The 24,837-nt window shown below is 74.0% G+C and carries 25 protein-coding genes; 10 read left to right on the top strand and 15 right to left on the bottom strand.

Translation table 11 applies throughout. The features are described from left to right. Nucleotides 1-25 precede the first annotated feature (25 nt). Complete coding sequence (locus tag ACIG5E_RS30475; RefSeq protein WP_396538826.1) at nt 26-901, bottom strand: hypothetical protein; 876 nt, start codon at nt 899-901, stop codon at nt 26-28. 76 nt (nt 902-977) lie between these two features. Beyond that, complete coding sequence (locus ACIG5E_RS30480; RefSeq protein WP_396538828.1) at nt 978-2,522, bottom strand: hypothetical protein; 1,545 nt, start codon at nt 2,520-2,522, stop codon at nt 978-980. A gap of 304 nt (nt 2,523-2,826) precedes the next feature. Here ACIG5E_RS30480 and ACIG5E_RS30485 point away from each other — a divergent pair, with 304 nt between their 5' ends. Both ACIG5E_RS30485 and ACIG5E_RS30490 read left to right on the top strand, forming a co-directional pair. Then, complete coding sequence (locus ACIG5E_RS30485) at nt 2,827-3,351, top strand: hypothetical protein (protein ID WP_396538830.1); 525 nt, start codon at nt 2,827-2,829, stop codon at nt 3,349-3,351. A 142-nt stretch (nt 3,352-3,493) separates the two neighbouring features. Continuing rightward, nucleotides 3,494-4,270, top strand: a complete 777-nt coding sequence (locus ACIG5E_RS30490; RefSeq protein ID WP_396538832.1) for a LamB/YcsF family protein — start codon at nt 3,494-3,496, stop codon at nt 4,268-4,270. Between the two features lie 85 nt (nt 4,271-4,355). Here the strand turns inward: ACIG5E_RS30490 and ACIG5E_RS30495 are convergent, their stop codons facing one another. Together ACIG5E_RS30495 and ACIG5E_RS30500 are read right to left on the bottom strand one after the other, a co-directional pair. Continuing rightward, nucleotides 4,356-5,282, bottom strand: coding sequence for an aminoglycoside phosphotransferase family protein (locus ACIG5E_RS30495; protein ID WP_396538834.1), 927 nt, complete (start codon nt 5,280-5,282; stop codon nt 4,356-4,358). A gap of 44 nt (nt 5,283-5,326) precedes the next feature. Then, complete coding sequence (locus ACIG5E_RS30500; RefSeq protein ID WP_396538836.1) at nt 5,327-6,094, bottom strand: alpha/beta fold hydrolase; 768 nt, start codon at nt 6,092-6,094, stop codon at nt 5,327-5,329. A 111-nt stretch (nt 6,095-6,205) separates the two neighbouring features. Between ACIG5E_RS30500 and ACIG5E_RS30505 the strand changes: the two genes are divergently transcribed. Continuing rightward, the gene (locus ACIG5E_RS30505; protein WP_396538838.1) at nt 6,206-6,730 is read left to right on the top strand and encodes a PadR family transcriptional regulator; all 525 of its coding nucleotides are present in this window, start codon (nt 6,206-6,208) and stop codon (nt 6,728-6,730) included. 95 nt (nt 6,731-6,825) lie between these two features. Further along, nucleotides 6,826-7,542, top strand: a complete 717-nt coding sequence (locus ACIG5E_RS30510; protein WP_396538840.1) for a class I SAM-dependent methyltransferase — start codon at nt 6,826-6,828, stop codon at nt 7,540-7,542. Nucleotides 7,543-7,715: 173 nt separating this feature from the next. On the opposite strand, the gene ACIG5E_RS30515 is transcribed toward ACIG5E_RS30510, so the two are convergent. Then, entirely contained in the window at nt 7,716-9,209 is a 1,494-nt protein-coding gene (locus ACIG5E_RS30515) for a HEAT repeat domain-containing protein (RefSeq protein ID WP_396538842.1), read from the bottom strand. A 285-nt stretch (nt 9,210-9,494) separates the two neighbouring features. Between ACIG5E_RS30515 and ACIG5E_RS30520 the strand changes: the two genes are divergently transcribed. Further along, entirely contained in the window at nt 9,495-10,019 is a 525-nt protein-coding gene (locus ACIG5E_RS30520; RefSeq protein ID WP_396538844.1) for a hypothetical protein, read from the top strand. Between the two features lie 89 nt (nt 10,020-10,108). On the opposite strand, the gene ACIG5E_RS30525 is transcribed toward ACIG5E_RS30520, so the two are convergent. Next, on the bottom strand, nt 10,109-11,590 hold the full coding sequence (locus ACIG5E_RS30525; protein ID WP_396538846.1) for a hypothetical protein: 1,482 nt from the start codon (nt 11,588-11,590) through the stop codon (nt 10,109-10,111). 473 nt (nt 11,591-12,063) lie between these two features. On the opposite strand from ACIG5E_RS30525, the gene ACIG5E_RS30530 reads away from it, so the two are divergent. Continuing rightward, nucleotides 12,064-13,278 carry a phosphotransferase gene (locus ACIG5E_RS30530; protein WP_396538848.1) on the top strand — a complete coding sequence of 405 codons (1,215 nt, stop codon included), beginning with the start codon at nt 12,064-12,066 and terminating at the stop codon, nt 13,276-13,278. 59 nt (nt 13,279-13,337) lie between these two features. Here ACIG5E_RS30530 and ACIG5E_RS30535 read toward each other — a convergent pair whose 3' ends face one another. From ACIG5E_RS30535 to ACIG5E_RS30550, 4 genes are all read right to left on the bottom strand, one after another. Continuing rightward, on the bottom strand, nt 13,338-14,645 hold the full coding sequence (locus ACIG5E_RS30535; RefSeq protein ID WP_396538850.1) for an acyl-CoA dehydrogenase family protein: 1,308 nt from the start codon (nt 14,643-14,645) through the stop codon (nt 13,338-13,340). A gap of 170 nt (nt 14,646-14,815) precedes the next feature. Further along, the gene (locus ACIG5E_RS30540; protein ID WP_355211871.1) at nt 14,816-14,899 is read right to left on the bottom strand and encodes a putative leader peptide; all 84 of its coding nucleotides are present in this window, start codon (nt 14,897-14,899) and stop codon (nt 14,816-14,818) included. 66 nt (nt 14,900-14,965) lie between these two features. Continuing rightward, nucleotides 14,966-15,460 (bottom strand): hypothetical protein, encoded by a 495-nt coding sequence (locus ACIG5E_RS30545; RefSeq protein WP_030288620.1) that lies wholly within the window; start codon nt 15,458-15,460, stop codon nt 14,966-14,968. Nucleotides 15,461-16,269: 809 nt separating this feature from the next. Further along, on the bottom strand, nt 16,270-16,503 hold the full coding sequence (locus ACIG5E_RS30550; RefSeq protein ID WP_396538918.1) for a DUF397 domain-containing protein: 234 nt from the start codon (nt 16,501-16,503) through the stop codon (nt 16,270-16,272). Nucleotides 16,504-16,954: 451 nt separating this feature from the next. On the opposite strand from ACIG5E_RS30550, the gene ACIG5E_RS30555 reads away from it, so the two are divergent. Further along, nucleotides 16,955-17,500 carry a PTS-dependent dihydroxyacetone kinase phosphotransferase subunit DhaM gene (locus tag ACIG5E_RS30555; RefSeq protein ID WP_396538852.1) on the top strand — a complete coding sequence of 182 codons (546 nt, stop codon included), beginning with the start codon at nt 16,955-16,957 and terminating at the stop codon, nt 17,498-17,500. Between the two features lie 12 nt (nt 17,501-17,512). On the opposite strand, the gene ACIG5E_RS30560 is transcribed toward ACIG5E_RS30555, so the two are convergent. Both ACIG5E_RS30560 and ACIG5E_RS30565 read right to left on the bottom strand, forming a co-directional pair. After that, complete coding sequence (locus ACIG5E_RS30560; RefSeq protein ID WP_396538854.1) at nt 17,513-18,001, bottom strand: NUDIX hydrolase; 489 nt, start codon at nt 17,999-18,001, stop codon at nt 17,513-17,515. A gap of 211 nt (nt 18,002-18,212) precedes the next feature. Continuing rightward, the gene (locus ACIG5E_RS30565) at nt 18,213-18,482 is read right to left on the bottom strand and encodes a hypothetical protein (protein WP_396538856.1); all 270 of its coding nucleotides are present in this window, start codon (nt 18,480-18,482) and stop codon (nt 18,213-18,215) included. 400 nt (nt 18,483-18,882) lie between these two features. Between ACIG5E_RS30565 and ACIG5E_RS30570 the strand changes: the two genes are divergently transcribed. After that, a complete protein-coding gene (locus tag ACIG5E_RS30570; RefSeq protein ID WP_396538858.1) occupies nt 18,883-20,037 on the top strand; it encodes a polysaccharide deacetylase family protein in 1,155 nt (384 codons plus the stop codon). A 301-nt stretch (nt 20,038-20,338) separates the two neighbouring features. Here the strand turns inward: ACIG5E_RS30570 and ACIG5E_RS30575 are convergent, their stop codons facing one another. Beyond that, entirely contained in the window at nt 20,339-21,109 is a 771-nt protein-coding gene (locus ACIG5E_RS30575; RefSeq protein ID WP_396538860.1) for a glutamate racemase, read from the bottom strand. Nucleotides 21,110-21,166: 57 nt separating this feature from the next. On the opposite strand from ACIG5E_RS30575, the gene ACIG5E_RS30580 reads away from it, so the two are divergent. Beyond that, entirely contained in the window at nt 21,167-22,315 is a 1,149-nt protein-coding gene (locus ACIG5E_RS30580; RefSeq protein ID WP_396538862.1) for a glycosyltransferase, read from the top strand. 92 nt (nt 22,316-22,407) lie between these two features. Next, nucleotides 22,408-23,154, top strand: coding sequence for an SAM-dependent methyltransferase (locus ACIG5E_RS30585; protein ID WP_396538864.1), 747 nt, complete (start codon nt 22,408-22,410; stop codon nt 23,152-23,154). Between the two features lie 18 nt (nt 23,155-23,172). On the opposite strand, the gene ACIG5E_RS30590 is transcribed toward ACIG5E_RS30585, so the two are convergent. Next, the gene (locus ACIG5E_RS30590) at nt 23,173-24,048 is read right to left on the bottom strand and encodes an alpha/beta fold hydrolase (protein WP_396538866.1); all 876 of its coding nucleotides are present in this window, start codon (nt 24,046-24,048) and stop codon (nt 23,173-23,175) included. 80 nt (nt 24,049-24,128) lie between these two features. Then, nucleotides 24,129-24,803, bottom strand: coding sequence for a thiol:disulfide interchange protein DsbA/DsbL (locus ACIG5E_RS30595; protein ID WP_396538868.1), 675 nt, complete (start codon nt 24,801-24,803; stop codon nt 24,129-24,131). Nucleotides 24,804-24,837 lie beyond the last annotated feature (34 nt).

Below are 24,837 nucleotides of genomic sequence, written 5' to 3' on the forward strand. Positions count from 1 at the left end.
GCGTCTTATGGGGTTGTCAGAGCGATCAGAGCGAGTGGAACGGCAGGCCGGCGTCGGCGACCAGCTCGTCGCTGGTGTCCGGCGGCAGCAGGCTGGCGGTGCCGTCGGAGACCGGGACGATGCCGAGGTCGAGCAGTTCGGCCATCGCGGCGCTGCCGGCCAGGTCGCGGACCTGGAGCTGGTAGCGGGCGGTGGTGCGGTAGGTGCCGCCGGAGTCGTCGGAGACCTTCTGCAGGAAGCCGGAGTCGACCAGGAACATGACGGCCTTGGCGACGATGCCGATGGTGGAGCCGGAGAGCCGGCGGGCGTCCTTGGTGGCGCCGGTGGCGGTGCGCCGGGCCCAGACCCGCCAGGCGGCCTCCAGGCCGGGGGCGTCGGAGGCCGGGTCGGTGTTGGCGCCGTCGGCGTCGGCCTGCTCCTCGAGGCGGCGGCAGGCCTGGCGGACGAAGGAGTCGACGCCGTTGACGGTGATCCGGCCGAGGTAGCCGTCGTCGGCGAGGTCCTCGGGGCGGGGGAAGGCCATTGCGGCGACGGCGAGGTGGGCCAGGCCGTGCAGGAAGCGGTCGGTGGACTCGGAGGCGGCGCGGCGCGAGTAGTCGCCCATCCGGACGGCGAACAGCGAGTCCTCGGCGGCGGCGACGGCCATCCCGGCCCGCGGCGAGACCTCCAGGACGACCAGGCCCATGCCGGTGGCGATGGCGTCGGCGAGGCGGGCGAACGGCGGGTCCTCGCGGTGGCGGCGGACGAGTTCGGCGTACTCGGCGTCGCGGGCGGGGAGCAGCTTGGCCTGGAGGCCGAAGGAGACCAGCCGGGCGGCGTCGGCGACGTCGGCCGGGGTGATCGGCGCGGGGGCCGCGGGTTCGCTCTCGGCCGCCCAGGACGTGTCGTGGTGGGTCGTCACGGGCGGTGCTCCTCGGGGGTGGCGCGGTGGTTACGGTTCGTCAACGTGGGTGCTTGTAAAGTCACTGCCCGGCTGGTCAGCCGGCGTCCTTGCGGTCGGCGGCCATGCCGACCGCGTCGAGCAGGGCGCTGCCGACGATCAGGTCGGCGCCGCCGAACTCCCGGTCGCGCAGCGGGGTGCCGTCGTCCACGGCGAACAGCAGCCGCTCCTCGCCCTGGCGGTAGGCGGTGCCGACCGGCGGGCTGGCCGCGTGCACGGCCAGCAGGGCGACCAGGTACGGGAGTTCCGGGTCCCGCTTGCGGGCGTCGGCGAGCAGGCCGGAGAGCCGGCGGGGGGCGTCCGGGGGCAGGTCGAGCAGTTCCAGGGCGGATTCGAGCTGGGCCTCGGAGAAGCGGCTGTCGTCCGGGGTGGCGACCAGGTCCGGGTCGGGCAGTTCGGCGCCGAGGTGCTCGCGCTCGACCGGCGGGGTGAGCAGCAGGTCGACCAGGTCGGCGACCCGGACCGAGACGGGCGTGCGCAGTCCGGCGCCGCGGGCGAAGAAGGCGCCGGTGGGGCGGACGGCCTGCTCTATCGGCAGCTGCAGCACGGGGGCGAGCAGCTGCCCGTACAGGTCGATGCCGCTGCGGGCGCCGGGGGTGGCGAAGGCCTGCCGGTCCTGCTCGGCGCGGAACAGCGGGCCGGCCTCCAGCAGGCGGGTCTGCAGCTGGGTGTGGCGGCGGATGCAGTCCTTGACGATGTCGACCAGCTCGGCGGCGCGGCGCTTGTGCTCCGGGTCCTCGGCCTCGTCGCGGGCCTTGCGGATGTTGGTGAGAATCGCGTTCTCGTGCCGGTAGCGGTCGGCGATGTGGTCCAGGGCCTCGTCGATGAGGTCCGGGACCGCCTTCATCCAGTCGACCGCGCGGACGTTGCGGCGGGTGGCGTCGAGGGCGCGGCGCAGCGTCTCGGCGTACTGGACGGTGCGGTAGCGGGCCTGCTCGGCGGCCAGCTGGGCGTCGGCCAGGCGGCCGCGGCGGATCAGCACCTCCAGCTTGACCTCGGCGGCGATCTGGGCCGAGGTGACGTCGGTGTCGAGCGCGCCGACCAGGACGTTGACCGCCTCGTCGGTGGTGCGCAGGTAGACGCCGCCGTCGGGGCCGGGGACCTCCTCGATCAGCTTGAAGTCGTAGTCGCGGCGGATGTACTCGCCGTCCACGCCGAAGGTGCCGTAGACGGCACGGAAGCCGCGGTCCACGCTGCCGACGTTGATCAGCGACTCCAGCACCCAGCGGGCGACCCGCTCGTGCTCGGGGGCGTGCCGGTGCGGGGCCTGGGCGGCGACCCGGGGCAGCATCCGGGCGAGCACTATGTCGCGGTCGGCCCCGGTGTCGAAGTCCATGTTCAGGGTGACCAGGTCGATCGCGGCGAGACCGACCTCGGCCATCGCGTAGCCGCCGTACTCGCCGGCCAGGTTGACCTTGCGGTTGTCCAGGTCGTGCAGCGGGGCGGTGCAGGCCAGCGCCTTGAGCCGGCGGGCCAGGCCCTCGTCGGCGGCGGGGCCGGGCGCGGGCCGCGGTGCGGGCACGGCGGCGCCGGCGGCCGGCCGGAGGCCGGGCTCGGTGGGCGGGTCAGCGATGGCGGTCACGGTGGACAAGATTAGAGGTTCGCACCGACATCGACCGAAACGGACCTTGCGGACGGGCCGGCTGGCCGGCCGGGTGGCGTGTCGGGGGTGGATTCAGAACGTGGTTTCGACGGGTTTCCGCCATTCCCGAACCGGCATTCGACAAAACGGTGAGGGCGGCAGGGTCCACCACCAGCGGGCCGGTGGGAGAATGTTGAACATGTTCAAAAGATGGGTCTACAGTCGGCTCCGCGCAGGTGGGACAAGACTCCGCCTGCTATTCGGCGTGCCCGGCAGGGGCACGCTCGACATGGAGGTGTGCGAGATGGACGGCGACCCTGCGGTCATCCTGCGGCGGGTCCGGCGGTGGCTCCGGGCCTTCCTGGTCTGCCTGGTGCTGAGCGGCCTGACCGCCTTCCCGCTGGAGACCGAGACCGGCTGGCTGGTCGACTTCGCCTCCGGCCCGGCCGCGCCGCTGACCGACCACTTCCCGGCCGTGCTCGCCTGGTTCGAACGGGTGCACACCGGCGTCGCCGAGACCAACGACCGCTATCCGTTCCTGGCGTACGGCACCGACTGGCTGGCCTTCGCCCACCTGGTGATCGGCGCCGCCTTCTGGGGGCCGCTCAAGGACCCGGTCCGCAACATCTGGGTGATCCGCTGGGCGGTGCTCGCCTGCGGCGCGGTGATCCCGCTGGCGCTGATCTGCGGACCGTTGCGGGGGATCCCGCTGGCATGGCGATTCATCGACATGTCGTTCGGTGTCTTCGGCGTCATTCCGCTGCTGATCGTGCTCCGGGCACTGCGTCCGCTGGAACGTTCCTTCCAGCAACGCCTGGCTGCGCACTGAGTCGACGGCCCTCGGCGCCGCCCCGGGGCGCGTGCACGGAGGCCGCGCGCCGGAGGGCCTTCCGGGCCTCCGGGTCACGGTCACCGGGCTTCATCGCCAGGCCCTACCATCTGGCTCAACAGTTGCTGGAAGGCGGACGGGCGTGGCCGATGCGGTGATCGATCTCAATGCGGACCTCGGCGAGGGGTTCGGGCGCTGGAGCCTGACCGACGACGAGGCGCTGCTGTCCGTCGTGACCAGCGCCAACGTCGCCTGCGGCTACCACGCCGGGGACCCGTCGACGATGCGCCGGGTCTGCGCACTCGCCGCCGAACGCGGCGTCCGGATCGGCGCCCAGGTCTCCTACCGCGACCTGGCCGGCTTCGGCCGCCGCGCGATGGACGTCCCCCCGGAGGAACTGGCCGACGAGATCGCCTACCAGATCGGCGCCCTCCAGGTCTTCGCCCGCGCCGCCGGCTCCCGGGTCTCCTACGTCAAACCGCACGGCGCCCTCTACAACCGGGTGGTCGCCGACTCCGAGCAGGCCGAGGCCGTGGTGGCCGGCGTGCTCCGCGCCGGGGCGATCTGCGACGGGCCGCTGCCCGTCCTCGGACTGCCCGGCTCCCGGCTGCTCTCCGTCGCCGAGGGGGTCGGATTGCCCGTCGTCACCGAGGCCTTCGCCGACCGCGCCTACACCTGGGCCGGCACCCTCGTCCCGCGCCGCGAGCCCGACGCGGTGGTGCACGACCCCGAGTCGGTGATCACCCGTGCCGTCGGCATCGCCCGGGACGGCACGGTGGAAGCCGTCGGCGGCGACCGCATCGCCGTCGAGGCGCGCTCGCTGTGCGTCCACGGCGACACCCCGGGCGCCGCGCAGCTCGCCTGGCGGATCCGCGGCGCCCTCGCCTCGGCCGGGGTCCGGGTCGAGGCGTTCACCTGACGGCGGACGGACGTGACGGCGAGCGGACGCGACGGGGGGCGGACGCGACGGGGGCACCGATGCGCGGACCCTGGACGGAACGCGCTCAGCTCCGGCCCAACAGCAGCTCCGCGATGACCCGTTGAGCCGGATCGAACGCGCCCTCCCCCTCCTCCACGGCCCAGACCGCGTTCTGCAGCACCCGGGCGAGCGTCCAGGCCGCCGCCACCTCGCGGTCCAGCTCCAGCACCTCGACCAGCAGCTCGAAGCGCCACCGCAGCGCTCGGGCCGGGTCCCCGGCGGCCGACACGTCCGCCCACCGGTTGCGCAGCGCGGGCAGCAGCTCGAAGCCGGGGTGCCCGGCCAGCGGCTTGGGGTCGATGGCCAGCCAGGGCGCCCGGTCGCTGCCCGGCGGCGGGGCGAGGACGTTGCCGTAGTGCAGGTCCCAGTGCAGCAGCCGGTCGCCCGGCTCGGCGCAGACCGCCAGGAGGGCGGCCGTGCAGTCGGCGAGCAGCCGCCGTTCGGCCGGGTCGCCGAGGGCGGCGGCCGCGGCCGGGGCCCTCAGCAGCAGACGGTCTGCGGTCTCGGCCAAGGTCCGCAGCCCGATAGGTGCCTGATGCTGCGTCAGTTCACCTAGCAGCCCCGCGAGTACGTGTAGCGCCTCGCGGTCGTCGGGCAGTTCGAGCAGTGAGCGTGCCGGGTCCAGGCGCTCCAACAGCATGGAGCCGGAGCCGGATTCGTGGTCGAGCAGCCGGACGGCACCGTGCCCGTCCCAGGCGCGCAGGGCGACCGGTTCTCCCGCCGTCTCCTCGTCCACCGGCTGGAGCTTGAGCGCCGCGGGCGTGCCGTCGGCGCGCCGGACGGGCAGCACCAGCCCGACCACACCGTGCGCCACCGGCCCGTCCGGGCGCAGCTCCCAGCGTTCGAGCAACTCGCCTGCCAGGGCCGGGAGTCGGGCAGCCCAGGTGCGTCCGTCCGCGCCGAGGAACTCGGCCAGCGACTCGGCCAGTGCGGGTGGGACGAGGATGGGCATCGTACGGACTCCTCTGCGGCGGTCCCGTTCAGCCTAGTTCGGGCTCAGCCGACGCCCAGCGCCTGCGCGGCCGCCACCGCGAAGCCGTCCGGATTGTCGAGCATGATGTTGTGCCCGCAGTCCGGCACCTCCACCACCCGCACCCCCGCCGCGCGCAGGGCGTCAGCGCCCGCCGGTTCCTCCGCCTCCGGGTGGAGGAAGGTGCGTGGGAGGTCGAGTCCGAGCAGCAGCTCGCGCATGGTCGGCTCGCTCCCCCGGGCGAGGTGCACGGCGCTGCGGTACAGGCCCTCGGGCCCGGCCAGCCGCATGGTGGACCACCAGAACGGGCCGACCCGCTCGGCGACTTCCTCCCGTCCGTCGACCAGGAACTCCGCCTCGGTGTAGCTCGCGATCCCGCTGCTTCCGATCCGTCGGCGGCCGGGCTCGATCGGGTCCAGATTGGCGTCGACCAGGAGCAGTCGCGAGACCAGTCCGGGGTGCCGGTGCGCCAGGACGATCGCGATCGCGCCGCCCATGCTGTGGCCGACCACCTCGACCCGGTCCAGCCCGGCGGCCGCGACCGCCGCCGCGACCGCGTCGGCGTGCGCCTCCAGGGTGTAGGAGAAGTCCGCGGGCCGGTCGCTGATCCCGAAGCCGAGCAGGTCGAGCAGCAGCGAGCGGCGCCCAGTGAGCAGCGGGGGGGCGGCGGCAGCCGCGAAGTAGACGGGCGAGCTGGCGCCGAGCCCGTGCAGGTAGAGCCGGGCGGGCTCGGCACCGGGCAGCTCGACCCAGCGGATCCGGTCGCCGTTCGGGGTGACGGGGGCTTCGCGCATGCGCACACACTCCTGTGTCGGTCGGGAACTGCCGAGACCATACCTCGAAGTCGATGTATCCCGAAAGCGATATACCCACGCATCGAGACACGGATCTGAGAGAGTGGCCCCATGCTGAAGCTCGCGATCCTCGGATTCCTGTACGACCGGCCGCTGCACGGCTACGAACTGCGCCGCCACCTCGCCGGGCTCACCGGCCACGTCCGCCCGATCAGCGACGGCTCGCTCTACCCCGCGATCAAGCGCCTGGAGGCCGATGGCCTGCTGGTCCGCGAGACCGAGCCCGGCAGCGCCGCCGCACCCCGGCACACCCTGCACCTGACCGAGGCCGGTCGCACCGCGCTGCTCGACCGGCTGCGCGAGCCCGAGCCGCTCGACATCAGCGACGGGAACCGCTGGACCGCCCTGGTCTCCTTCCTGCGCCACCTCGACGACCCGGCCGCCCAGGCCGCCGTGTTGCGCCGCCGGGTCGCCTTCCTGTCCGAGCCGGCCAGCTTCTTCTACGAGGGCGACCGCCCGCGCACCGCCGAGGAGTTCGCCGACCCGTTCCGGCGCGGCCTGCTGCTGACCGCCCGCGCCACGACCGAGGCCGAACTCTCCTGGCTGCGCGCCGCCCTCCGCGAACTGACGAACTGACGAACAGACGGACCGGCGAGGCGAATCGGCCGAACTGACCGAAAGGCGCCGGACCGCCCTTCCCTCCCCACCCCACCCGTGTTCCGATGACACCCATGGGCAACGACACGCACATGAGCAACGAGCGACGCCAGGGTTACGACGGCACGGGCGCCGGCGCGATCACGCCGGACGGCTGCGCGGTCGAGGTGTGGACCCGCCTCCCGGTGGGCGACGCCCCGGACGTGATCCAGGCCGCGGTGCCGCCCGGCGCCCGGATCCTCGAACTGGGCTGCGGCGTCGGCCGGATGACCCACCCGCTGGTCGAGCGCGGCTTCGCCGTCACGGCCGTGGACGAGTCCGCCGAGATGCTGGCCCGGGTGCGCGCGGGCGTCCGCACGGTGCGCAGCCCGATCGAGCGGCTGGACCTCGGCGAGCGCTTCGACGTCGTCCTGCTGGCCTCCTTCCTGGTGCACGCCGGCGATCCCTCCGTCCGCCAGGGCCTGTTGGAGACCTGCCGCCGCCACGTCGCGGAGGACGGCTGCGTGCTGGTGCAGCGCGAGGGCGAGGACTGGCACCGCAACGTGCCGCGGGAGAGCCGGATCGCCGGAACGGACGGGGTGGCCCGGATCCTCTCCGCGACACCGGTCGGTTCCGGGGTGAACTCCGTCCACGCGGAGTACGTGTTCCCGGACGGCACCTGGACCCAGACCTTCCTGTCCCGTCCGCTCAGCACGGAGGTCTTCGAGCAGGCCCTGACGGACGCCGGCCTGCGGGTCGAGGCGTATCTGACGGAGGACCGCACCTGGGTCCGGGCCCGGCCCGCGGGCTAGTCCCGGCCCGGGCCGGGACGCAAAGGTGGCGGGCGGCGTGCTGGCCCCGGGCGCGGGTTCGATCAAGTAGCACCAAGTAGAACGGCGTTCCACCAGCGGCCTCGCGGCCTCCGAAAAGCAGTGGGCCGGGACACCTTCGCGGTGTCCCGGCCCACTGAACGTTGAGGACCTACCTAGCGCCCGAACTCGCGGGCGGCGGTCAATCGGCCGCGTACGGCGGCGTGGACCTCGGCCTCTTCGGCCGGGTCGGCGGCGAGCCTTCGCAGCCGCTCCAGCACACGCGCGTCGCCCGTGGTGGCGACGTGGCGCGCGGCGAGCTCGCGCGTGGACTCCTCGCAGTCCCAGAGGCACTCGACGGCGGGCCCCTCGGGGAAGTGCACATCGGTCACGGCGAGCGCCCGGGCGGCGCGACCGCGCAGTTCGGAGGAGGCGGCCTCCCCGTAGATGTGGCGCAGGACCGGGACGGCGTCGGCGGCGGCCAGCCGCCCCGCACCGTCGACCAGCGATCCCAGGCCGGTACCGCTGACCCCGCGCACGGAGATCCAGCGGCGCAGTCCGGCGACCACCAGCGGCGCGTCGGCCGGTTCCCCGGCGTCGGCGAGCAGGCGGACGGCGGTCTCGCCGAGCGCGCTGTCGGCCCCGCCGCTGGCCGCCCAGCGGCGGGCCTGGGCCAGCACCTCGGGGCCGCGCATCCGGCCGAGCAATTCCAGAGCTGCCCGGACGACCCGGTCGTCCACGTCAGCTGCGGCGGCCTCGATCAGTTCGAGGGCGGCCGGGTCGCGCTGGTCGACCAGGTAGCGCAGGGCGGCCCGCCGGGCGCCGGGCAGGCCGCCGCGGGCGGCCTCCAGCAGGACGGGGCGGTCCTCGGGCCGGACGACGGCGGTCAGACAGCGGGCAGCCGCGGCGGCGCGGCGGTCCACGGCGTCGGGCCCGGACGGGTCCTCGTCGACGCGCACCGGCTCGGGGTGGCCCAGGAAGGCGCCGGCGCCGAGGTCGCCCAGCTGCCCCTGGTCGGCCCAGGCCAGCACGTCGGCGGTGGACCAGCCGGGGGTGACGCCGCTGCGGTTGAGCTGGCGCTGCCAGAGGTCGAAGGGTGACTGCTCGCTGGCCGCGGCCACTCTCGGGTGGTAGGCCGCCCAGAGGCGCCAGGGCCTCTGCTCGTAGGCGTTGCGGATGAACTCGCGCAGCTCGGCGTCACCCTCGGGGCCCGGTGCGAAGCGGTCCAGCACGGCGGTGCCGAGCAGCAGCAGGCCCCGGTCGTCGTCGCGCAGGGCGAGCTCGTCCAGGGCCCAGGCCCAGTTGGCGCCGGTGGCGGCGTACTCGCGCAGCACCAGCAGCGCGTCGCGCCGGCCGTACGCGGCGAGGTGGCCCAGGACGGAAAGAGCGAGGCCGGTGCGGCTCTCGTCGTCGCTGACGAGGTCCTCGGCGGAGTGGAGGTGGTCCTCGATGCCGTCGAGGGAGGCCTCCAGCTCCATGTAGAGGCGGGCGTAGTAGAGGGAGCGGCTCTCGACCTGCCAGTCGGCCCGCGGATCCCTGGTGACGCACTCCTCCAGCGCGGCGATGGCCTCGGCACGGTCGGCGGCCAGCGCGTGGAGCTGCCCGTCACCGCGGCCTCGCTGCAGGAGGCCTAGGAGGCTGGCACTAGGTGCTATCACTGGCTCGAACATGAGGTCAGCATCCGTTGCGGCGGTCGTAGTGGCAACGGGATTTCCGTCGCCGGGGGTCTCTGGTCGGTACTGCGGTGGGCGCCCGGGCGCCGGAATCACCGAAGGTTACCGCCTCGGACCCCCTTCCGCACACAGGGCGACGAAGGCCGCTGCCACAGTGGCATATGCCAGGGGAATTTTGCCTGCGTTCTGTCCAAATCGCCCACACCGGCGTGGACGCTGTGCGACAGTCTTCTCACCACCCCGAGGAGTCACACGGGGGCCACACCGAGCGATGGACCCGTCATGAGCATGCCCTTAGGCGCCGCCCGCCCGCCGGACACCGCCACGGTGGACGGCGCCCCGGCGGGCGACGCGGACGGCACCGCCGACGACGGCTCCGACAGCGGAACGGAGGGCAGAGTGGACGGCACGGCGCAGGGGCCGTCCGGTCCCTCCCTCGACAGCGGCGGCCGCCCCGGCCGCCGCGATGCCGACGGCAAGCCGATCATCGGCTCGGCCGAGTGGGACCTGCTGACCGACGGCGTCCGCTGGAACGCGGAGGCCTACCTCCTCCTCGGCTGCGACCCGGGCCACGGCCCGCTCAGCCTCGACCGGCTGCCCGACCGCCTCCCCGAGGCGGACCGGCCGCTGCTGCGCCGGATGATGACCGACGCCCTGGTGCACGGCCGTCCGGCCGCCGGCACCCTGCGGATCCGCCGCCCCGGCGGACGGCACGACAGCGTCGAGTGCGCGGGCGAGCCCGTGCTCGGGGCGGACGGCACCGTCACCGCACTGCGCATGCTGCTCCGGCCGGCCCCGTCGGCCTGAGCCGTCGCCCGAGCGCGAGCGCGAGCCCCGGCCCGAACCTCGGTCCGAACCTCAGCCCTTCCCGACCCGGCCCCGCCGGCCGCCCCGTCTCACGACGACCGCGGCCGGTTCTTGGCGTCCGCCGCCCGCAGCTCCCGGCCGAGCTCCGCCCGCAGCTCGTCCACCACCGGCAGCCCCCGGTACCGCGCGGTCAGCCGGTACATCTCGCGCAGCCGGTCCCAGGTCCGGTGCGAGGAGTTCTGGCCGATCAGGTTCATCACCATCTTGGCCTGGAACGCCGCCGCGTCCGGCTCCCCGGTGATCCAGTGCACCGAGGCCAGCGTGATCCGGTCGAACAGCGCCGAGCGCAGCTGCCCAGTGCCCTCCCGCAGGGTGATCACCCGCTCCGCCTGCCGCCGGGCCCGGGGGGCCGCCGCCGGGTCGTGCTCGGCCAGGGTGCGCAGCACCAGCCCCTGCATGCCGCGCAGTTCGGCCTCGTCGAAGACCTGCATCCAGGACGGCGCCGGCTCCGGCGACTCCTCGGTGAACAGGTCCTCCGCCTCGCCGAGCAGCCGGTAGGTGTCCTGGGAGTGCCCGATCGAGGCGTGCGCCCAGGCCTCGACGGTGTTGAACATCGCGCGGGTTCTGGGCCGCAGCAGACCGCCGCCCGCCTTGGCCGCCGACATCAGGTCGATCGCGTCGTCGGCCCGGCCCAGGTGCACCATCTGCCGGGCGGCCCGGGAGATCGCCTCGCCGGCCCGCGGCCGGTCGCCGGCCTCCTTGGCCGCCTCGGCCGCGATCATGAAGTACCGCTGAGCGGTGGGCTCCAGGCCCACGTCGTGCGACATCCAGCCGGCCAGCACCGCCAGGTTGGCCGCGACCAGCCACAACCGCTGCTCCACCGCCGGTGCGTGGCGGTGGGTCAACAGGCCGCCCACCTCGTTGAGTTGACCGACCACCGCCTTGCGCTGGAGCCCGCCGCCGCGGGCCGCGTCCCAGGCCCGGAACACCTGCACCGAGCGCTCCAGCGACTCCACCTCGTCGAGCCCGACCGGGCCCGCGTCGTACACGTCCACCACCGGGCGCGCGCCGCCCCCGGTGACCACCTGGCGGGGCCCGGGCACCGAGGCCGCGTACGCGACCGCGTCCCCGCCCAGCCAGCCCTTCAGCGAGTCGGCGATGACCGCCCCGGTCGTGAGCGCGGCTCCGGCGCCCACCAATCCACGTCGGTTCAGCATGAGGTCCATTCCCGTGAACTCGGTGAGGACCGCGGCTGTTCGATCCGGCGACCATGGCACTGCTGCGGAGGGCTCCGCTCCGGACCTGGTGGGCCGGTGTCGTTCCAGACCGAGGTCCTCAGTGGTGACGACACGGCCGAGCCGCTCCGTGAACACGGCTGCCAGCACCCTCGGCACCGGATCGCGCGGGATCTCCCCCTGCTCGATCCACCGCCGTACCCTCGACGTGTCGGTGGACAGCTGCTGCTGCCCCAGCGCGGCACCCCGACGGTTGACCAGCCGCGCCAACTCGCCCTTGGACCATCCGGTCAGGACGAACAGATCGGCGAGTCGGGTGTTGGGTTCCCTGCTCAAATGAAGCCCCCAGGTTCCTCGGCACCTCCGAGGCTAGAGGCTCCGGCAAGTGCCAGGCGAGCATTCGCCACCGTTCGCCAGGGCCCGCCAGACTACTAAGCCAGTGCCCGACGGGTGTGTTGTAGGGGTGCGCCACCTCGCCCCTCGGGTCGGGCGGCGTCCCACCAGGGCCGGGGCAGTCCCCCGACCGTGGCACGGGGCGCTCCCGGTCCTCACCCGAGGGGGTGGCGCGGCCGGGTGGCGCGGGGGCGCCGGGCACGGCCACGGCAGTCCGGCCGACCGCATTCCCCAGGGTGCGGACGGCCGGAGCACTGTCGAACAGGGGTTCCCGACCCCGCGTCCGTGCCCGGCGCCCGCGCTCCACCCACCGACCGCAGCAGGGCCGCCGCCGTGCCAGGAAGCACCCGGCAGCGGCCCTCCCGCGCCCCCCGGGGCGCACCCGCCGACGGACCGGAAGGGACCACCCCCAGCCCATGTACTCCTCAGCGACGACCCCCACGCCGACCGCGACCCGCACCACGCTGCGCCCCCCCACCGCAGCCAACGGCCGTCCCGGGCCCAAGCAGGTGCCCCCGACGAGCCGACCGGTGGCTCCGCGCGGCACCGAGGGCCGGTCCACGGACGCCCGGGTCCCGGCCGGCCGTACGGCGCTGGGGCTGCGCGGCCCCGAGGCCGCCCCGCCGGTCGGCCACCGCCTCCCGCTCGCCCGCCAGGCCGACGGCCAGGTGCTGCGGGCCCGGCGGCCCGGGCAGCCGCCGCTCGGACCGGAGCGGATCGATCCGTCGGCGCTGCAGACCCCGGCGGTGCGCGCCGCGCTGGGCAGCATCGCGCGGATATGTCCCGCGTTCACCCCGCGCCAGGTCCTGCGCGAGGGCAGCCGCCACATCCTGGTGGCGGGCACCATCGGGCGGGCTCCGGTGGTCGCCAAGTGCCTGGCGCCGCAGGCGGTGCGGAGTGAGTACTTCGAGCAGCTGGTGGCCGACTTCCACCACGAGGTCGCGGTCTACCGGGCGTTCGTCCGGCACCGCCCGCCGGTGCGGCTGCCCCGGCTGGTCGCGGCCGACCACGACCGGTGCGTGCTCGTCATGGAGCGCGTTCCCGGGCGGCCGGCCGCCCGGGAACGCCACCCGGTCAACGCGCCCACGCCGGGCGAGGTGCGGGCGCTGCTCGGCGCCGTCCGGACGCTGAACCTCTGGCGGCCGCCGAGCGACGTCTTCCAGCCGCGCCTGGACTACCAGATGGAGATCGCCCGCTACCACTCGGTGGGCCAGCTCACCGACCGGGACGCCGGCGACCTGCGCGGCCTGCTGCACGGCCTGGGCCACACCCCGCTGCAGCTGTGCCACGGTGACGCCCTGCTCAGCAACATGCTGCTGGCACCGTCCGGTCCGGTGCTGGTCGACTGGGAGCAGGCCGGCTGGTACCTGCCGGGCTACGACCTGGCGGTGCTGTGGAGCGTGCTCTCCGGCGACACCGCGGCCCGCCGCCAGATCAGCCAACTCGCCCAGAGCGGCGGCACGCTGGCCCGGGACGCGTTCCTGGTGAACCTGGTGCTGGTGCTGATGCGGGAGATCCGGCTGTACGACGTGCCGGGCGCCGGCGAGGAGCAGCGGATCATGATCCGCCGGCTCTACGACGACGCCGCGCTGGCCCGCCGCGCGGTCCGGGCCGCGGTCGGCACCCGCTGAACCGCCGGGCCCACGGGAGCCGTTGAAAGACCGTTGAAGGGCAGTTGAACCACGGGCCGTTACGGCCGGGCGCCGCGTTCCAGGGCGGCCCGGCCGGCGGCGTCCAGAACGGCCTCCTCCGGCGCCAGGTGCACCCGGCTGCTGAGCACGTCCCGCAGGTACCGCTCCAGCGGGTGACGCCGGCTCAGCCCCGGGTTGCCGGTGAGCGCGACGGCCTGCTGGACGGCCGTCGTGGCGGCCCGGGTGGCCAGCAGTTGAGCCGGCCCGGTCCGGGCCACGGCGTCCGGCTCGCCCCGGTCCACCCGGGAGGCCAGGCCGTGGACCAGTTCCTCGGCGCCGATCAGCTGGGCCTCGATCTCGCCGAGGGCGCAGCGGTAGCGCGGCAGGGTGCCGAGCGGTTCGGTCAGGTTGGCCGGAGTGCGCTGGTTCAGGAAGCGGACCAGCCAGGCCTCGGCGGCCCGGGCGATCCCGATCGCCACCGCGGCGAGCGCCAGATCCTGCCAGGCGCGGGCGAGTTCGGCCTCCGCGCCGTCCTCCCGGCCGGGTGTGCGCAGGCCGAGCGCGAGTTCGACCGGAACCCGCACCCCGTCGAGCACGACGTCGTGGCTGGCGCTGGCCCGCAGGCCGAGCTGGTCCCAGGTCGGGTCGATCTCCAGCCCCTCGCTCTCGCCGCGGACGAGGAACGTCCCGATCCTGGGCTCGGGTTCGTCGGTCCGCGCGGTGACGGCCATCCAGGCCAGCGCCTCGGCGCCGGTGCAGTACGTCTTCCGGCCGGTCAGCAGCCAGCCTTCGTCGTCCCGCCGGGCCACCGTCCCGGGCAGCGCGTCCGGCCGGCCGCCGGGCTCCGCCCGGAGCGTGTTGACCAGCGCGGGCCCGCGGCGGGACTCGGTGAGCAGCCGCCGGTAGCCGGCCGTCGGCCAGCCCGGGCGGCGGGCCTGCTCGGCGTGCTGGAGCAGGGTGAAGGCGGTGACCACGGCCACCGAGGCGTCCCCGCGGCCGAGTTGGGCCAGCACCCGGACGGTGTCGGCGAGCGTGCCGCCCGGTCCGCCGTACCGCGGGGAGACGGTCAGGGTGAGCAGTCCGGCCTCGTGGACGGCCTCGATGCCCTGGTACGGGAAGGTGGCGTCGCGGTCGTGCTCCTCGGCGCGGGCGGCGAGCAGGTCGACCACCCGGGGCAGGCCGGCCAGGGCGGTCTCGACCGCCGAGCGGTCGGGCGCGGACGCGGGCGCGGGTGCCGTGGGTCCGGTGGGTGTCGTGGGTCTGGCGGGGGCCGTCGGGCGCGTGGGCGGCGTGGGGTGGCCGGAATCCGCTGATTCGGATCGGGGACGATCGTTCGGCGAACGATCGTTGGCGGCGATGGTCGTCATGGGGCTGGTGCCTCCGGGCGGCAGCGTGGCTCAGCGAGTGCGGGCGGCACGCCGGGCGGGCGCGCGGAACCGGCCGGCGGCCCCGGAGGCCGGCACGCGACCCGCCCCCGGGATATCGGCGCCGACCCGGTCCGGTCGGCCGCCCGCCGCCACGGGGGCGGAATCCCCCCTCAGCGGCCCGGACAGACCGCGCTGGCGGTCCGGCGCAGGTCCAGATGCCTGCGGCGGGTCAACAGCGGGAGACGGCACGGCATGTCCGCGACTGTACGAACCGGTGATCGATACCGTCAAGCAGTGTTCGAGCCCCGGGCGGGGCCCGGTCAGCCCTGCTGGAACATGTCGGCCGGAAGCGGCTTCAGCAGCTGATACAGGTCGTCCGAAATCGGTCGGTCCCAGGACGCGATGGTGACCAGCACGCCGTCGCTGCGGCCGAACTGGGCGCAGAACACGCGCTCCTCGCTGACCTTGACCTTCTTCACGATCAGCAGGTCGTCCCCGAGCATGACCGGGAAGTCCTCGGCCGAGACGAACTCGACCGGCTCGTCGTTCTCCAGCGCCGCGAGCAGCTGCCGCACCTCGAAGGGCACCTCGTCGCCGGTCTCCCGGGCGGGCGAGCCCTCGGGGAGGTTGCCGATGAACATCGCCGGGCCTCTGCCGCCGAACAGGTCGTAGCGCAGGAAAATCCCCTGGCAGGAGCCGTCCGGGCCGGTCATCATGGCCGCACCGAAGTCGCCGGGCCAGTCGCCCGGGTCCATCGCGAGCACGTCGAAGTCCGGGCCGGCGGGCTGTCCGGAGCGACGGCGGAGAAAAGACATGGGAACATCGTACGTGTCCGGCACACCGCACTCGCGAGGCGGGTGGGACACCGACGGGGAACGGGCGGGAGGTCGACGCTCAGAGACCAATGTTGACTCTGAGCAACCGTCCGGGCTACGTTCGGTTCAGCACGACAGCCGTTCTGGGTTTCACCCTCCGGGGGGACGGCATGTCGCAACGCGGCCCTACACGCGTTTCCCTCACTGTGCACTTGTCGTGCCGAACTGCCGAGCACCCAGCTTCGTCAACACACACAGCACGAACACACAAGCCAACAGTTCCACTGCAGTTCCGTGCAACAAGAGCCAGATCCGCGGGGCCCCGGCCCGTCGCTCCCGTGGATCTGCTCGGGACGCCGCCGCGTGGGGGCGTGCGGGTCCCGAGCAAAAGGTGCCGTGGTCCGAGTCGCTCTCGGCCTCGGCGCCAGCCTCCCGGCGACTGCCGGCCCCTCGTGGGCCGGGACCGGCCGACGCACCCCGGTGCGCAGGGGATGACTGGGAGGAATGGCCTGGCAGTGCTGCCGGGCCGCACAGCAGGCGCCGTGTCTGGCCGCGTGGGGGCGGTGGGCACGGCGTCTGCCTGTGCTCATACTCTGAGCTGCGTTTGTCTAACAGTCAACAGAAATTCTGACGGGGCACGCTCAAAAGATCATCAGTTGTGATGTTCGGTACCGGAATCAGCGTCCGGGCCCGCCGCGGAACCCTCCGGAACCACCCGCGGAGCGGCCCCGGACGCTGCACGTGTTCCTGCAGCTCGGACCGCTCCGCGGGTGCGCCCGGACGGCGCTGGTGGCTCGGGTGGGGTTCGCTCAGGTGAGGTCGAACTCGCCGTCCCGGGCACCGAGCACGAAGGCCCGCCACTCGGCCGGGGTGAAGACCAGGACCGGCCCGTCCTCCTGACGGCCGTCCCGCATCCCGATGTACCCGTCCACGAACGCGATCTGGACGTCCCCGACGCCCTGGCTGCTGCACAGCCACTCGGCCCCGGTGAAGTCCACCTTCGGCTTCCCGCTCGGCGCGAGCTCCGGCTCCGCCCCGACCACACCGGCGTTCACGCTGGTGTCCGTACCGCTGTTCACTGCCACTGACCGATCTCCTCCCGACGGCGTTCCACGATCAGCCTAGCCACACCCCCCGGCCCCGGTCAGCGGGTTGACGAGGACTCCGCCCGGCGGGGAGGAGGGCCGGTGGAGGAGCGCTCGGGGCGCGGTGGGGCGTGTCCCGACCGGCGGGGGCCCCGGGCAGCTGCCAGAGTGCTGCCAGGACGCGTACGGACCCGCCCGCCGGGCAGGGGCCGGTCGGCGGTCCGGTACGGGTCGGTCGGCGCCGCCGCACGGGCCGCTCGGCGGTCCGGCTCGGGGCCCCGAGCCGGCGCCGCGCCGCTCGGACCGTCCCGTACACCGACGGCCCGCCCACGACCCGCTCGGGACCCGCTCCCGAGCCGTTCACGACCTGCCCACGATCCGCCCACGACCCCGCCCTAGGGAGCAGCCGATGAGCCGCCGGGACGGCACCCGCACCCGCGCCGACGTCATCCCCATCTCCGACGCCCCCTCGGCCCACCCGCCGGCGCCCCGCACCCCACCCTCGCCCACCCCGCTGCCCCGGCCCACCCCGGCCCGGACCGCCGTGCACGGCCGGGTCGGGATCGTCCTGGTCTCGCACAGCCAGGAACTGGCCACCGCCGTACGCTCCCTGGCACTCACTCTGACCGGATCCGACTCCCCCGCGCCGGTCGCCGCGACGGGCGGCGACCCGTCCGACGGACCGGGCATCAGCGCGGTGCTGGTGGCCGCCGCCACCCGGCGGGTCGACCAGGGCCACGGCGTGGTGGTGCTCGCGGACCTCGGCGGCGCCGTCACCACCGTGCGGGCCCTGCTGTCCGACGCCGACGAGCACGGCCTGCCGTTCCCGGTCCGCTTCGCGAACGCGCCGTTCGTGGAGGGCGCGGTGGCCGCCACGGCGACCGCCACGGCGGGCGGGGACCTGGCGGCCGTGCTGGACGCGGCGGAGGAGGCCTACCGACAGCAGAAGGGCTGAAACCGGCGGGCTCTACGGGTACTCCCTGCCGTCCCAGGCGAAGACCGCCGGGCCGCTGCACTCCAGCGCGTGGCGCAACCGCTCGTGCTCGAAGTCGAGCATCGGCGGCAGCTCGTCCAGCGCGAACCAGCCCACCTCCAGCGACTCGTCGTCGTTCACCCGGGCCTCGCCGCCGACCGCCCGGCAGCGGAAGGTCAGCACCAGGTACTGCGTCACGTCGCCGTTCGGGTAGGTGACCGGCTGGGTGACGGTGGTCGAGGCGAGCAGCTCGGGCACGACCACCACACCGGTCTCCTCCAGGCACTCGCGCACCACGCCGTCGGCCGGCTGCTCGCCGGGGTCGAGGATGCCGCCGACCGAGGCCCACCGCCCGTCGTCGGCCCGTCGGGCGAGCAGCACCCGCTCCCGGTCGTCCACGACGACGGCGGCGACGGCGCTCAGCCAGAGCGGACGGGTGCCCACGAGGGAGCGGAGTTCGAGGAGGAAGGGGGGAATAGGCATGCGGCGCAGCCTATCGAGCCGTCCGGCCGCTCCCTCGGGAACGCATTCACGAGAGAGGGGGATGAAGCCGTTGTCCGGAAATGGTGAAAGAAGAGAGCGCGAGTTTGTCGGATGAGATGAAATTCGGTCGTTCTGACCAATTTCGCTCGATCTGTTGATCAATCGCACCGGGACGACCGGTGGAGTGACAGTCGAATTTGTCGGAACGCCGTCAAAGCGCGGCGCCCCGTCGACGGAACACCCCGAAGACGATCCGGCCGAGCAGCAGCACCCCCGTCGCCAGGCAGCCGGCCACCGCCATCGCCCAGGCCGGACCGTCACTGTCCGGAACGATCACGGCCACGACGATGCCCAGCACGAGGCAGGCCACACCCGCCACGGCCAGCGGAATCCGGTGGGTGACCAGGGCTCCACCACTGCACGCGCGGCCCCACCGGGTCGCACCGTGCGGGTGGAAGGGATCACGGTCCGCATCTGACATGAGCCCAAGGTACCCCGGGCGGGCCCGGCGGGCAGCCCGCACGGAGTGAAGCTCCGCGCACCCTGCGCGAGCGCCCGTCCTGGGTGTTCCCGGCCTGGGGAGGCGTGTGCGTGCTCCACAATCAGTCCACGAAAAATCCTCGTCCCCCCGGTACAACCATCCGTCCGGTGCAGCGGTCTCAATGGCATCGAGTGATCCAGGAGCCGTTCGCGGGACGGGTGAGAACCCCCCACCGAGAACCGGAATACCCAGGGAGCGGAGCCGCCGCCCCCTGGAGTCGGAGGCCGGGCTCCGTCCTCCGGCGGTACCGCCACGCCGCTCGGCGACCAAGGGGGAACCGTTGCCGCAGACCCAATCCACCCCATCGACCTCCACGGCCCGCGCCAGGCCCGTGCCCGGCATGCGGGCACCAACCACCGGCTGCGCGTCCGACCACCACGGCGCCGGCCGACCCCGACCGGCCGTCGAGGTGAAGCGCTTCGAGACCACACACCTCGATGCCAAGCGCCTCGACACCAAGCGTCTTGACGCCGCGCTCCTCGACGCGAGGCACCTCGATACGAGGCGCGGTGGCCCGGGGCACGCCGACGCGGGGCACGTCGACGCGGGGCACGTCGAGCCGAAGCAGACCGAGACGGAACAGCAGGACGCACGGGGCGAATGGCTGCGGTTCGCCCCCGTACAGCCGCTGTTCCGGGCCCGGGCCGCCCAGCGACTCGCCGTCCTCGCCTACCACGGGGTCACCGACCACCGCTCCTTCGGCGCCCAGCTCGACCGACTGCGGCGACTCGCCACCCCGGTCTCGCTGGAAGCCGTCCTCCAGGCCGTCACCGAGCGGCGGCCGCTGCCGCCGCGCAGTGTCCTGGTCACCTTCGACGACGCCGACCGGAGCGTCCTCACCCACGCCCTGCCCGCCCTCGACGCGCGTGGCATCCCCGCCACCGCCTTCGTCATCTCCGAACTCATCGGCACCGAGCGCCCCTTCTGGTGGCACGAGGCCGACTTCCTCGCCCGCCACGGCGGCCGCGCCCGCTCACTCGACTGCGGCCACCCCTCCCAGCTGCTCCCCCGGCTCAAGGCCATGCCCGACCCGGACCGGCGCCGAAGCCTGCACGAACTGCGGGTCAGCGCCGACCGCCGGCCACCCCGCCAGGAACAGCTCACCCCCGCCGACCTGCTCGCCCTGCGGGACGGCGGCGTCGCCATCGGCAACCACACCCAGGGGCACCCGTGCCTCGGCCGCTGCGACGACGCCACCGTCCGCACCGAGATCACCGGCGCCCACGAAGCCCTCACCCACTGGCTCGGCGAACCCCCGATCGCCTTCGCCTACCCCGACGGCGGCCACGACCCCCGCGCCGAAACCGTTCTGCAGGAACTCGGCTACCGCCTCGGCTTCCTCTCCGACCACCGCCTCGGCCCCCGACTCCCCGCCCACCCCCTCCAGATCAGCCGCCTCCAGGTCGACTCCACCACCAGCACCCGCCGCTTCGACACCATCCTCTCCGGCCTCGAACCCGCCTACCGCCGCTGGCGCCGCCAAGAAGTCGCCTGACGGCCGACGGCGCTGTGTGGGGATCGACTCCCCACACAGCGCCGTCCCGTTCAGGCCATTTCCGCTCTTCGGCGCACTGCCGTCCAGGCATGCGGCGTGCCCCAACGGCACCGCCGGGGGCACCCGATTCAGCCACCTTGAGCGCGAGAAGTCGGGCTGTTCGACTTCCTACGTCGTAGTCCGCGCCGGAAGCGCCGCGGCCTCCCCAGGAAATGCCGTACCCACGGCCCGGGCTGGTTGGGGCAGCGCATACTCGTGCGGCTCCGTCGGCTTTCCGGGCCGGAGGCGCTCTGCGGGTGGGTCAGGCGGTGATGGGGGTGAGGGTGAGGCCCTGGGGATAGAGGGTGGCGGTGAGGGGCAGGGTGGCGGGGAGGCCGGCGTGCAGGACGGTGAGGGTGCCGGTGCCGGTGCGGGTGGGGTCGGCGACGCGGCGGAGGGCCTGGGCGGCGACGGCGTCGGCGGAGCCGAGGAGGGCGAGGGCCGGGGAGGCGGTGGGGGCGACGGCGGTGCGGATGCGGTCGGCGACGAGTTCGTAGTGGGTGCAGCCGAGGACGATCACGTCGGTGCCGTGCGGGGTGCGGGCGGCGGCGTCGGCGATGGCTGCGGTGATGGCGTCGTCGTCGCCGTGTTCGACGGCGTCCGCGAGGCCGGGGCACGCGACCTCGGTGACGTCCGCGGTGCCGCCGAAGTCGCGGATCAGCCCGCGCTGGTAGTCGCTGCCGGTGGTGGCCGGGGTGGCCCAGATGGCGACGCGGCCGCCGAGGGCGGCGGCGGGCTTGATCGCCGGGACGGTGCCGATGACGGGCAGGCCGGGCTCGAGTTCGGCGCGCAGGGTGGCGAGCGCGTGGACCGAGGCCGTGTTGCAGGCGATCACCAGGGCGTCGGGCTCCAGGGCGGCCGCGGCCCGGCAGCAGCCGAGCGCCAGTTCGGTGACCTCTTCGGGCGTGCGCGGCCCCCATGGCATCGAGGCCGGGTTGGAAGAGAGCACCAGATCGACGTCCGGGCGCAGCTTCCGAAGGGCGTCGGCGGCGGCCAGCAGGCCGATTCCGGAGTCCATCAGTGCGATCTTCACAGGGCAAGACTTTAGTCGATCCACCCGCCCCGGCCGGTTCTGCGGCAGACTGCCGGGGTGACCGTCCTGCTGTGGATCGCCGCGTTCTCCCTGCTGGTCTGGCTCTGGCTGGCGTGCTGCCACGGTCTGTTCTGGCGCACCGACGTCCGGCTGCCGCCGCGTCGTCCGCCGGTGCGGTGGCCGCAGGCGGTGATCGTGGTGCCGGCCCGGGACGAGGCGGCGGTGCTGCCGGTGAGCCTGCCGACGCTGCTGGCGCAGAAGTACCCGGGGCGGGCGCGGGTGATCCTGGTGGACGACCACAGTTCGGACGGCACCGGGGCGCTGGCCGCGGCGCTGCGGACGATGGACGGGCTGGAGCTGACCGTCACCACTCCTCCCCCGCTGCCGGCGGGCTGGACCGGCAAGCTGTGGGCGCTGCGGCACGGGGTGGAGCTGGCCGGTCCGGACGCCGAGTACCTGCTGCTGACGGACGCGGACATCGCGCACGGCCCGGATTCGCTGGCCGAGCTGGTGGCCGCCGCCGAGGGCAACGGGCTGGACCTGGTGTCACAGATGGCCCGGCTGCGGGTGGAGACCGGCTGGGAGCGGCTGATCGTTCCGGCGTTCGTGTACTTCTTCGCCCAGCTGTACCCCTTCCGCCGGAGCAACCGCCCCGGCTCCCGGACGGCGGCCGCGGCGGGCGGCTGCTCGCTGGTGCGGCGGGAGGCGCTGGAGCGTGCGGGCGGGGTGGCGGCGATCCGGGGGGCGGTGATCGACGACGTGTCGCTGGCCCGGGCGGTGAAGTCCTCGGGCGGGCGCACCTGGCTGGGGCTGGCCGGGGAGGTGGACAGCGTCCGCCCGTACCCGCGGCTGGAGCAGTTGTGGCGGATGGTGTCGCGCAGCGCGTACGCCCAGTTGCGGCACTCGCCGTTGCTGCTGCTCGGGACGGTGCTGGGGCTGGCGCTGGTGTACCTGGTGCCGCCGGTGGCGACGGTGGCCGGGCTGGTGGCGGGCGTGCCGCCGGTGGCGGTGGCGGGCGGGGCGGCCTGGGCGCTGATGGCCGGCACCTACCTGCCGATGGTCCGGTACTACGGGCAGCCGGCCGCGGCCGTGCTGCTGCTCCCGTTCACGGCCTCGCTGTACCTGCTGATGACGGTGGACTCGGCGGTGCGCCACTGGCGCGGCCGGGGCGCGGCCTGGAAGGGCCGGACGTACTCGCGGGTGTGAGCGGCACGAGCCGGTACGGGCGGGCACGGGCGGGCACGGCGGGCACGGGAAAACCGCGGGCGCGCCGGGCCGGTCGGATCCATACTGCTCGGATGGACCGTCAGCGGATCTCCCGGCTCGCCCACGCCCACCACCCGATCGCGGCGCCGTTGTCGGACGGGTCGGTCGCCCGCCTGCTGGACCGCGCGCTGGCCGGGCAGGAGACCGGCCGGGCGCTGGACCTCGGCTGCGGCGAGGGTGCCTGGCTGCTGCGGGCGCTGGCCGCGCGGCCGGCCTGGCGGGCCGTGGGGGTGGACGTGGACGCGGCTGCGCTGACCCGGGCCCGGGAGGCGGCGACCGCGCTCGGTGTGGAGCGCCGGATCGGCCTGCACCACCGGGACGCCCGGGAGTTCACCGACCGGGAGCCGTTCGACCTGGTGCTGTGCGTGGGCGCCACCCATGCCTTCGACGGGCTGCTGCCCACGCTCGCGGCGGCCCGTGAACTCCTCGCGCCGGGCGGCCGGTTGCTGGTCGGCGAGGGGTTCTGGGAGCGCGAGCCGTCCCGGGCCGCGCTGGACGGCCTGGGAGCCGTCCCGGAGGACTTCGCGGACCTGGCGACCACCACCGACCGGGTGCTCGCGGACGGCTGGACGCCGGTGTACGGGCACGTCAGCACGGCGCGGGAGTGGGACGACTACGAGTTCTCCTGGACGGGTTCGCTGGCCGGGTGGGCGCTGGACCACCCGGACCACCCGGATGCGGCGGCCGCCCGCGATGCCGCGGACCGCCACCGCACCGACTGGCTGCACGGCTACCGGGGGACGCTCGGGTTCGTCACCTACCTGCTGCGCCGCGACTGAACTCCCGGTCAGCAGCGACTACTTCTGCGTCCGCACGAGGAAGTCGTCGATCAGCGGGGCGATTTCGGGCAGCTTCTCCTCCAGCGCGAAGTGCCCGGTGTCGAACACGTGCAGTTCGGCCCCGGGCAGGTCGCGCAGGTAGGCACGGGCGCCGGCCTCGGTGAAGAACGGGTCGTTCCGGCCCCAGACCACCAGCGTGGGCGGCTGGTTGGCGCGCAGCCAGTCCTGCCAGTCCGGGTAGAGCTCGACGTTGGAGAAGTAGTCGAGGGCCAGTTCGACCTGGATGTCCTTGCGGCCGGGCAGGTCGAGGAAGTGCTGGTCGAGGGTCCAGCCGTCGGGGGCGACCAGGCTGGGGTCACCGGTGCCGCCCTCGTACTGGCTGCGGGTGATGTCCAGGGTGAGGATCGACCGGGCGGCCTCCTCGGCGCCGGGGACGCCGCGCCGATGGGCGATGAACTCCCTTGCCTGATCGGAGAGTCCCTCCTCGTAGGCGTTGCCGTTCTGGACCACCAGGCCGGTGATCCACTCCGGCCGGCGGGTGGCCAGGCGCAGGCCGACGGGTGCGCCGAAGTCGAAGACGTACAGCGCGAAGCGGTCCAGGCCGAGGGCGAGGCAGAAGCGCTCGATCACGTCGGCGAGGGTGTCGAAGCGGTACGGGAAGGCGTCGGGCGCCGGGCTGTCGCTGTTGCCGAAGCCCGGGTAGTCGGGGGCTATCAGCCGGTAGCGGGTGCCGAGCGCGTCGAGCAGCCGGGCGTACTGGTGCGAGGCGGAGGGGAAGCCGTGCAGCAGCAGGAGGACGGGGGCGTCTGCCGGGCCGGTCTCGCGGTAGAAGACGCGCAGGCCGTCGAGGTCGACGTGGCGGTGGTGGACGTGTGGGATCGTCAGCTCGCTCATGTTAACCATTAAACAGCATTTTAATGGTTAGGCAAGGGGTGTTCGAGCGAGCTGACCAGCCGTCATCCCGCAGTGGTGGTTCAGCGCTTCTGCAGCTGCTCCCGCTGCACCAGGTAGTCCAGCACCTCGGGCATCGCCTCCACGCCGCCGGCCTTGGTCGGGGAGGTGCGGTACTCGCCCTGGACGACCACGGTCGGCAGCTCGTTGATGCCGTAGCGGACGAACTGGGCGGCCGCGTCGTCCACCGACTGCCCGACCTCGGCGGAGCGGTAGACGGCGCCGAAGCGCAGGGCGTCGACGCCGTGGCGCACGGCCCAGTCGGTGGCGGCGGCCTCGGTGGTGAGGTCGGCGCGGTCGGTGTGGATCGAGCGGAAGGCGCTGGTCTGCAGCCGCTCGACCAGGCCGAGGCGCTCGAGCGTGTAGTACAGGCGCGCGTGGGCACGCTGCACGCCCTCGTCCGGGCTGCCCTGCCAGATCGCCGGGACCCGGCGCAGCGCGACGTCGGCGCGGTGCTTCTCGATCCAGGCCTGCAGCGGCTGCTCCAGCGCCTGAGAGTGGCTGCAGTCGTACCAGAAGAACTCGACGGCCTCGGTGCGGGCACTCTCACGCACCGGTTGCGGTCGGTCGATCCTGACGAACTGGGCGCCCTCGGACGGGGGTTGATGGGACAGCGCACCGGCCTGGACGGGGGATGCGGCGATCCCGGCGGCGACGGCGAGCAGGGCGGTGGACCGCAGCAGCGACTTCGAGTTCACACCGGGCAGTTTGCTGGTGACGGCCCGTTACCGA

Source organism: Kitasatospora sp. NPDC053057, from assembly GCF_044546945.1.
Taxonomy (GTDB): domain Bacteria; phylum Actinomycetota; class Actinomycetes; order Streptomycetales; family Streptomycetaceae; genus Kitasatospora.

What these genes read in the sequence shown, in the direction of transcription:
- ACIG5E_RS30485 (WP_396538830.1), top strand. Translation starts at nt 2,827, where the DNA reads ATGGACGGCGACCCTGCGGTCATCCTGCGGCGGGTCCGGCGGTGGCTC.
- ACIG5E_RS30495 (WP_396538834.1), bottom strand. Translation starts at nt 5,282, where the DNA reads ATGCCCATCCTCGTCCCACCCGCACTGGCCGAGTCGCTGGCCGAGTTC.
- ACIG5E_RS30500 (WP_396538836.1), bottom strand. Translation starts at nt 6,094, where the DNA reads ATGCGCGAAGCCCCCGTCACCCCGAACGGCGACCGGATCCGCTGGGTC.
- ACIG5E_RS30505 (WP_396538838.1), top strand. Translation starts at nt 6,206, where the DNA reads ATGCTGAAGCTCGCGATCCTCGGATTCCTGTACGACCGGCCGCTGCAC.
- ACIG5E_RS30510 (WP_396538840.1), top strand. Translation starts at nt 6,826, where the DNA reads ATGGGCAACGACACGCACATGAGCAACGAGCGACGCCAGGGTTACGAC.
- ACIG5E_RS30515 (WP_396538842.1), bottom strand. Translation starts at nt 9,209, where the DNA reads ATGTTCGAGCCAGTGATAGCACCTAGTGCCAGCCTCCTAGGCCTCCTG.
- ACIG5E_RS30520 (WP_396538844.1), top strand. Translation starts at nt 9,495, where the DNA reads ATGAGCATGCCCTTAGGCGCCGCCCGCCCGCCGGACACCGCCACGGTG.
- ACIG5E_RS30530 (WP_396538848.1), top strand. Translation starts at nt 12,064, where the DNA reads ATGTACTCCTCAGCGACGACCCCCACGCCGACCGCGACCCGCACCACG.
- ACIG5E_RS30535 (WP_396538850.1), bottom strand. Translation starts at nt 14,645, where the DNA reads ATGACGACCATCGCCGCCAACGATCGTTCGCCGAACGATCGTCCCCGA.
- ACIG5E_RS30540 (WP_355211871.1), bottom strand. Translation starts at nt 14,899, where the DNA reads ATGCCGTGCCGTCTCCCGCTGTTGACCCGCCGCAGGCATCTGGACCTG.
- ACIG5E_RS30545 (WP_030288620.1), bottom strand. Translation starts at nt 15,460, where the DNA reads ATGTCTTTTCTCCGCCGTCGCTCCGGACAGCCCGCCGGCCCGGACTTC.
- ACIG5E_RS30555 (WP_396538852.1), top strand. Translation starts at nt 16,955, where the DNA reads ATGAGCCGCCGGGACGGCACCCGCACCCGCGCCGACGTCATCCCCATC.
- ACIG5E_RS30560 (WP_396538854.1), bottom strand. Translation starts at nt 18,001, where the DNA reads ATGCCTATTCCCCCCTTCCTCCTCGAACTCCGCTCCCTCGTGGGCACC.
- ACIG5E_RS30565 (WP_396538856.1), bottom strand. Translation starts at nt 18,482, where the DNA reads ATGTCAGATGCGGACCGTGATCCCTTCCACCCGCACGGTGCGACCCGG.
- ACIG5E_RS30570 (WP_396538858.1), top strand. Translation starts at nt 18,883, where the DNA reads ATGCGGGCACCAACCACCGGCTGCGCGTCCGACCACCACGGCGCCGGC.
- ACIG5E_RS30585 (WP_396538864.1), top strand. Translation starts at nt 22,408, where the DNA reads ATGGACCGTCAGCGGATCTCCCGGCTCGCCCACGCCCACCACCCGATC.
- ACIG5E_RS30590 (WP_396538866.1), bottom strand. Translation starts at nt 24,048, where the DNA reads ATGAGCGAGCTGACGATCCCACACGTCCACCACCGCCACGTCGACCTC.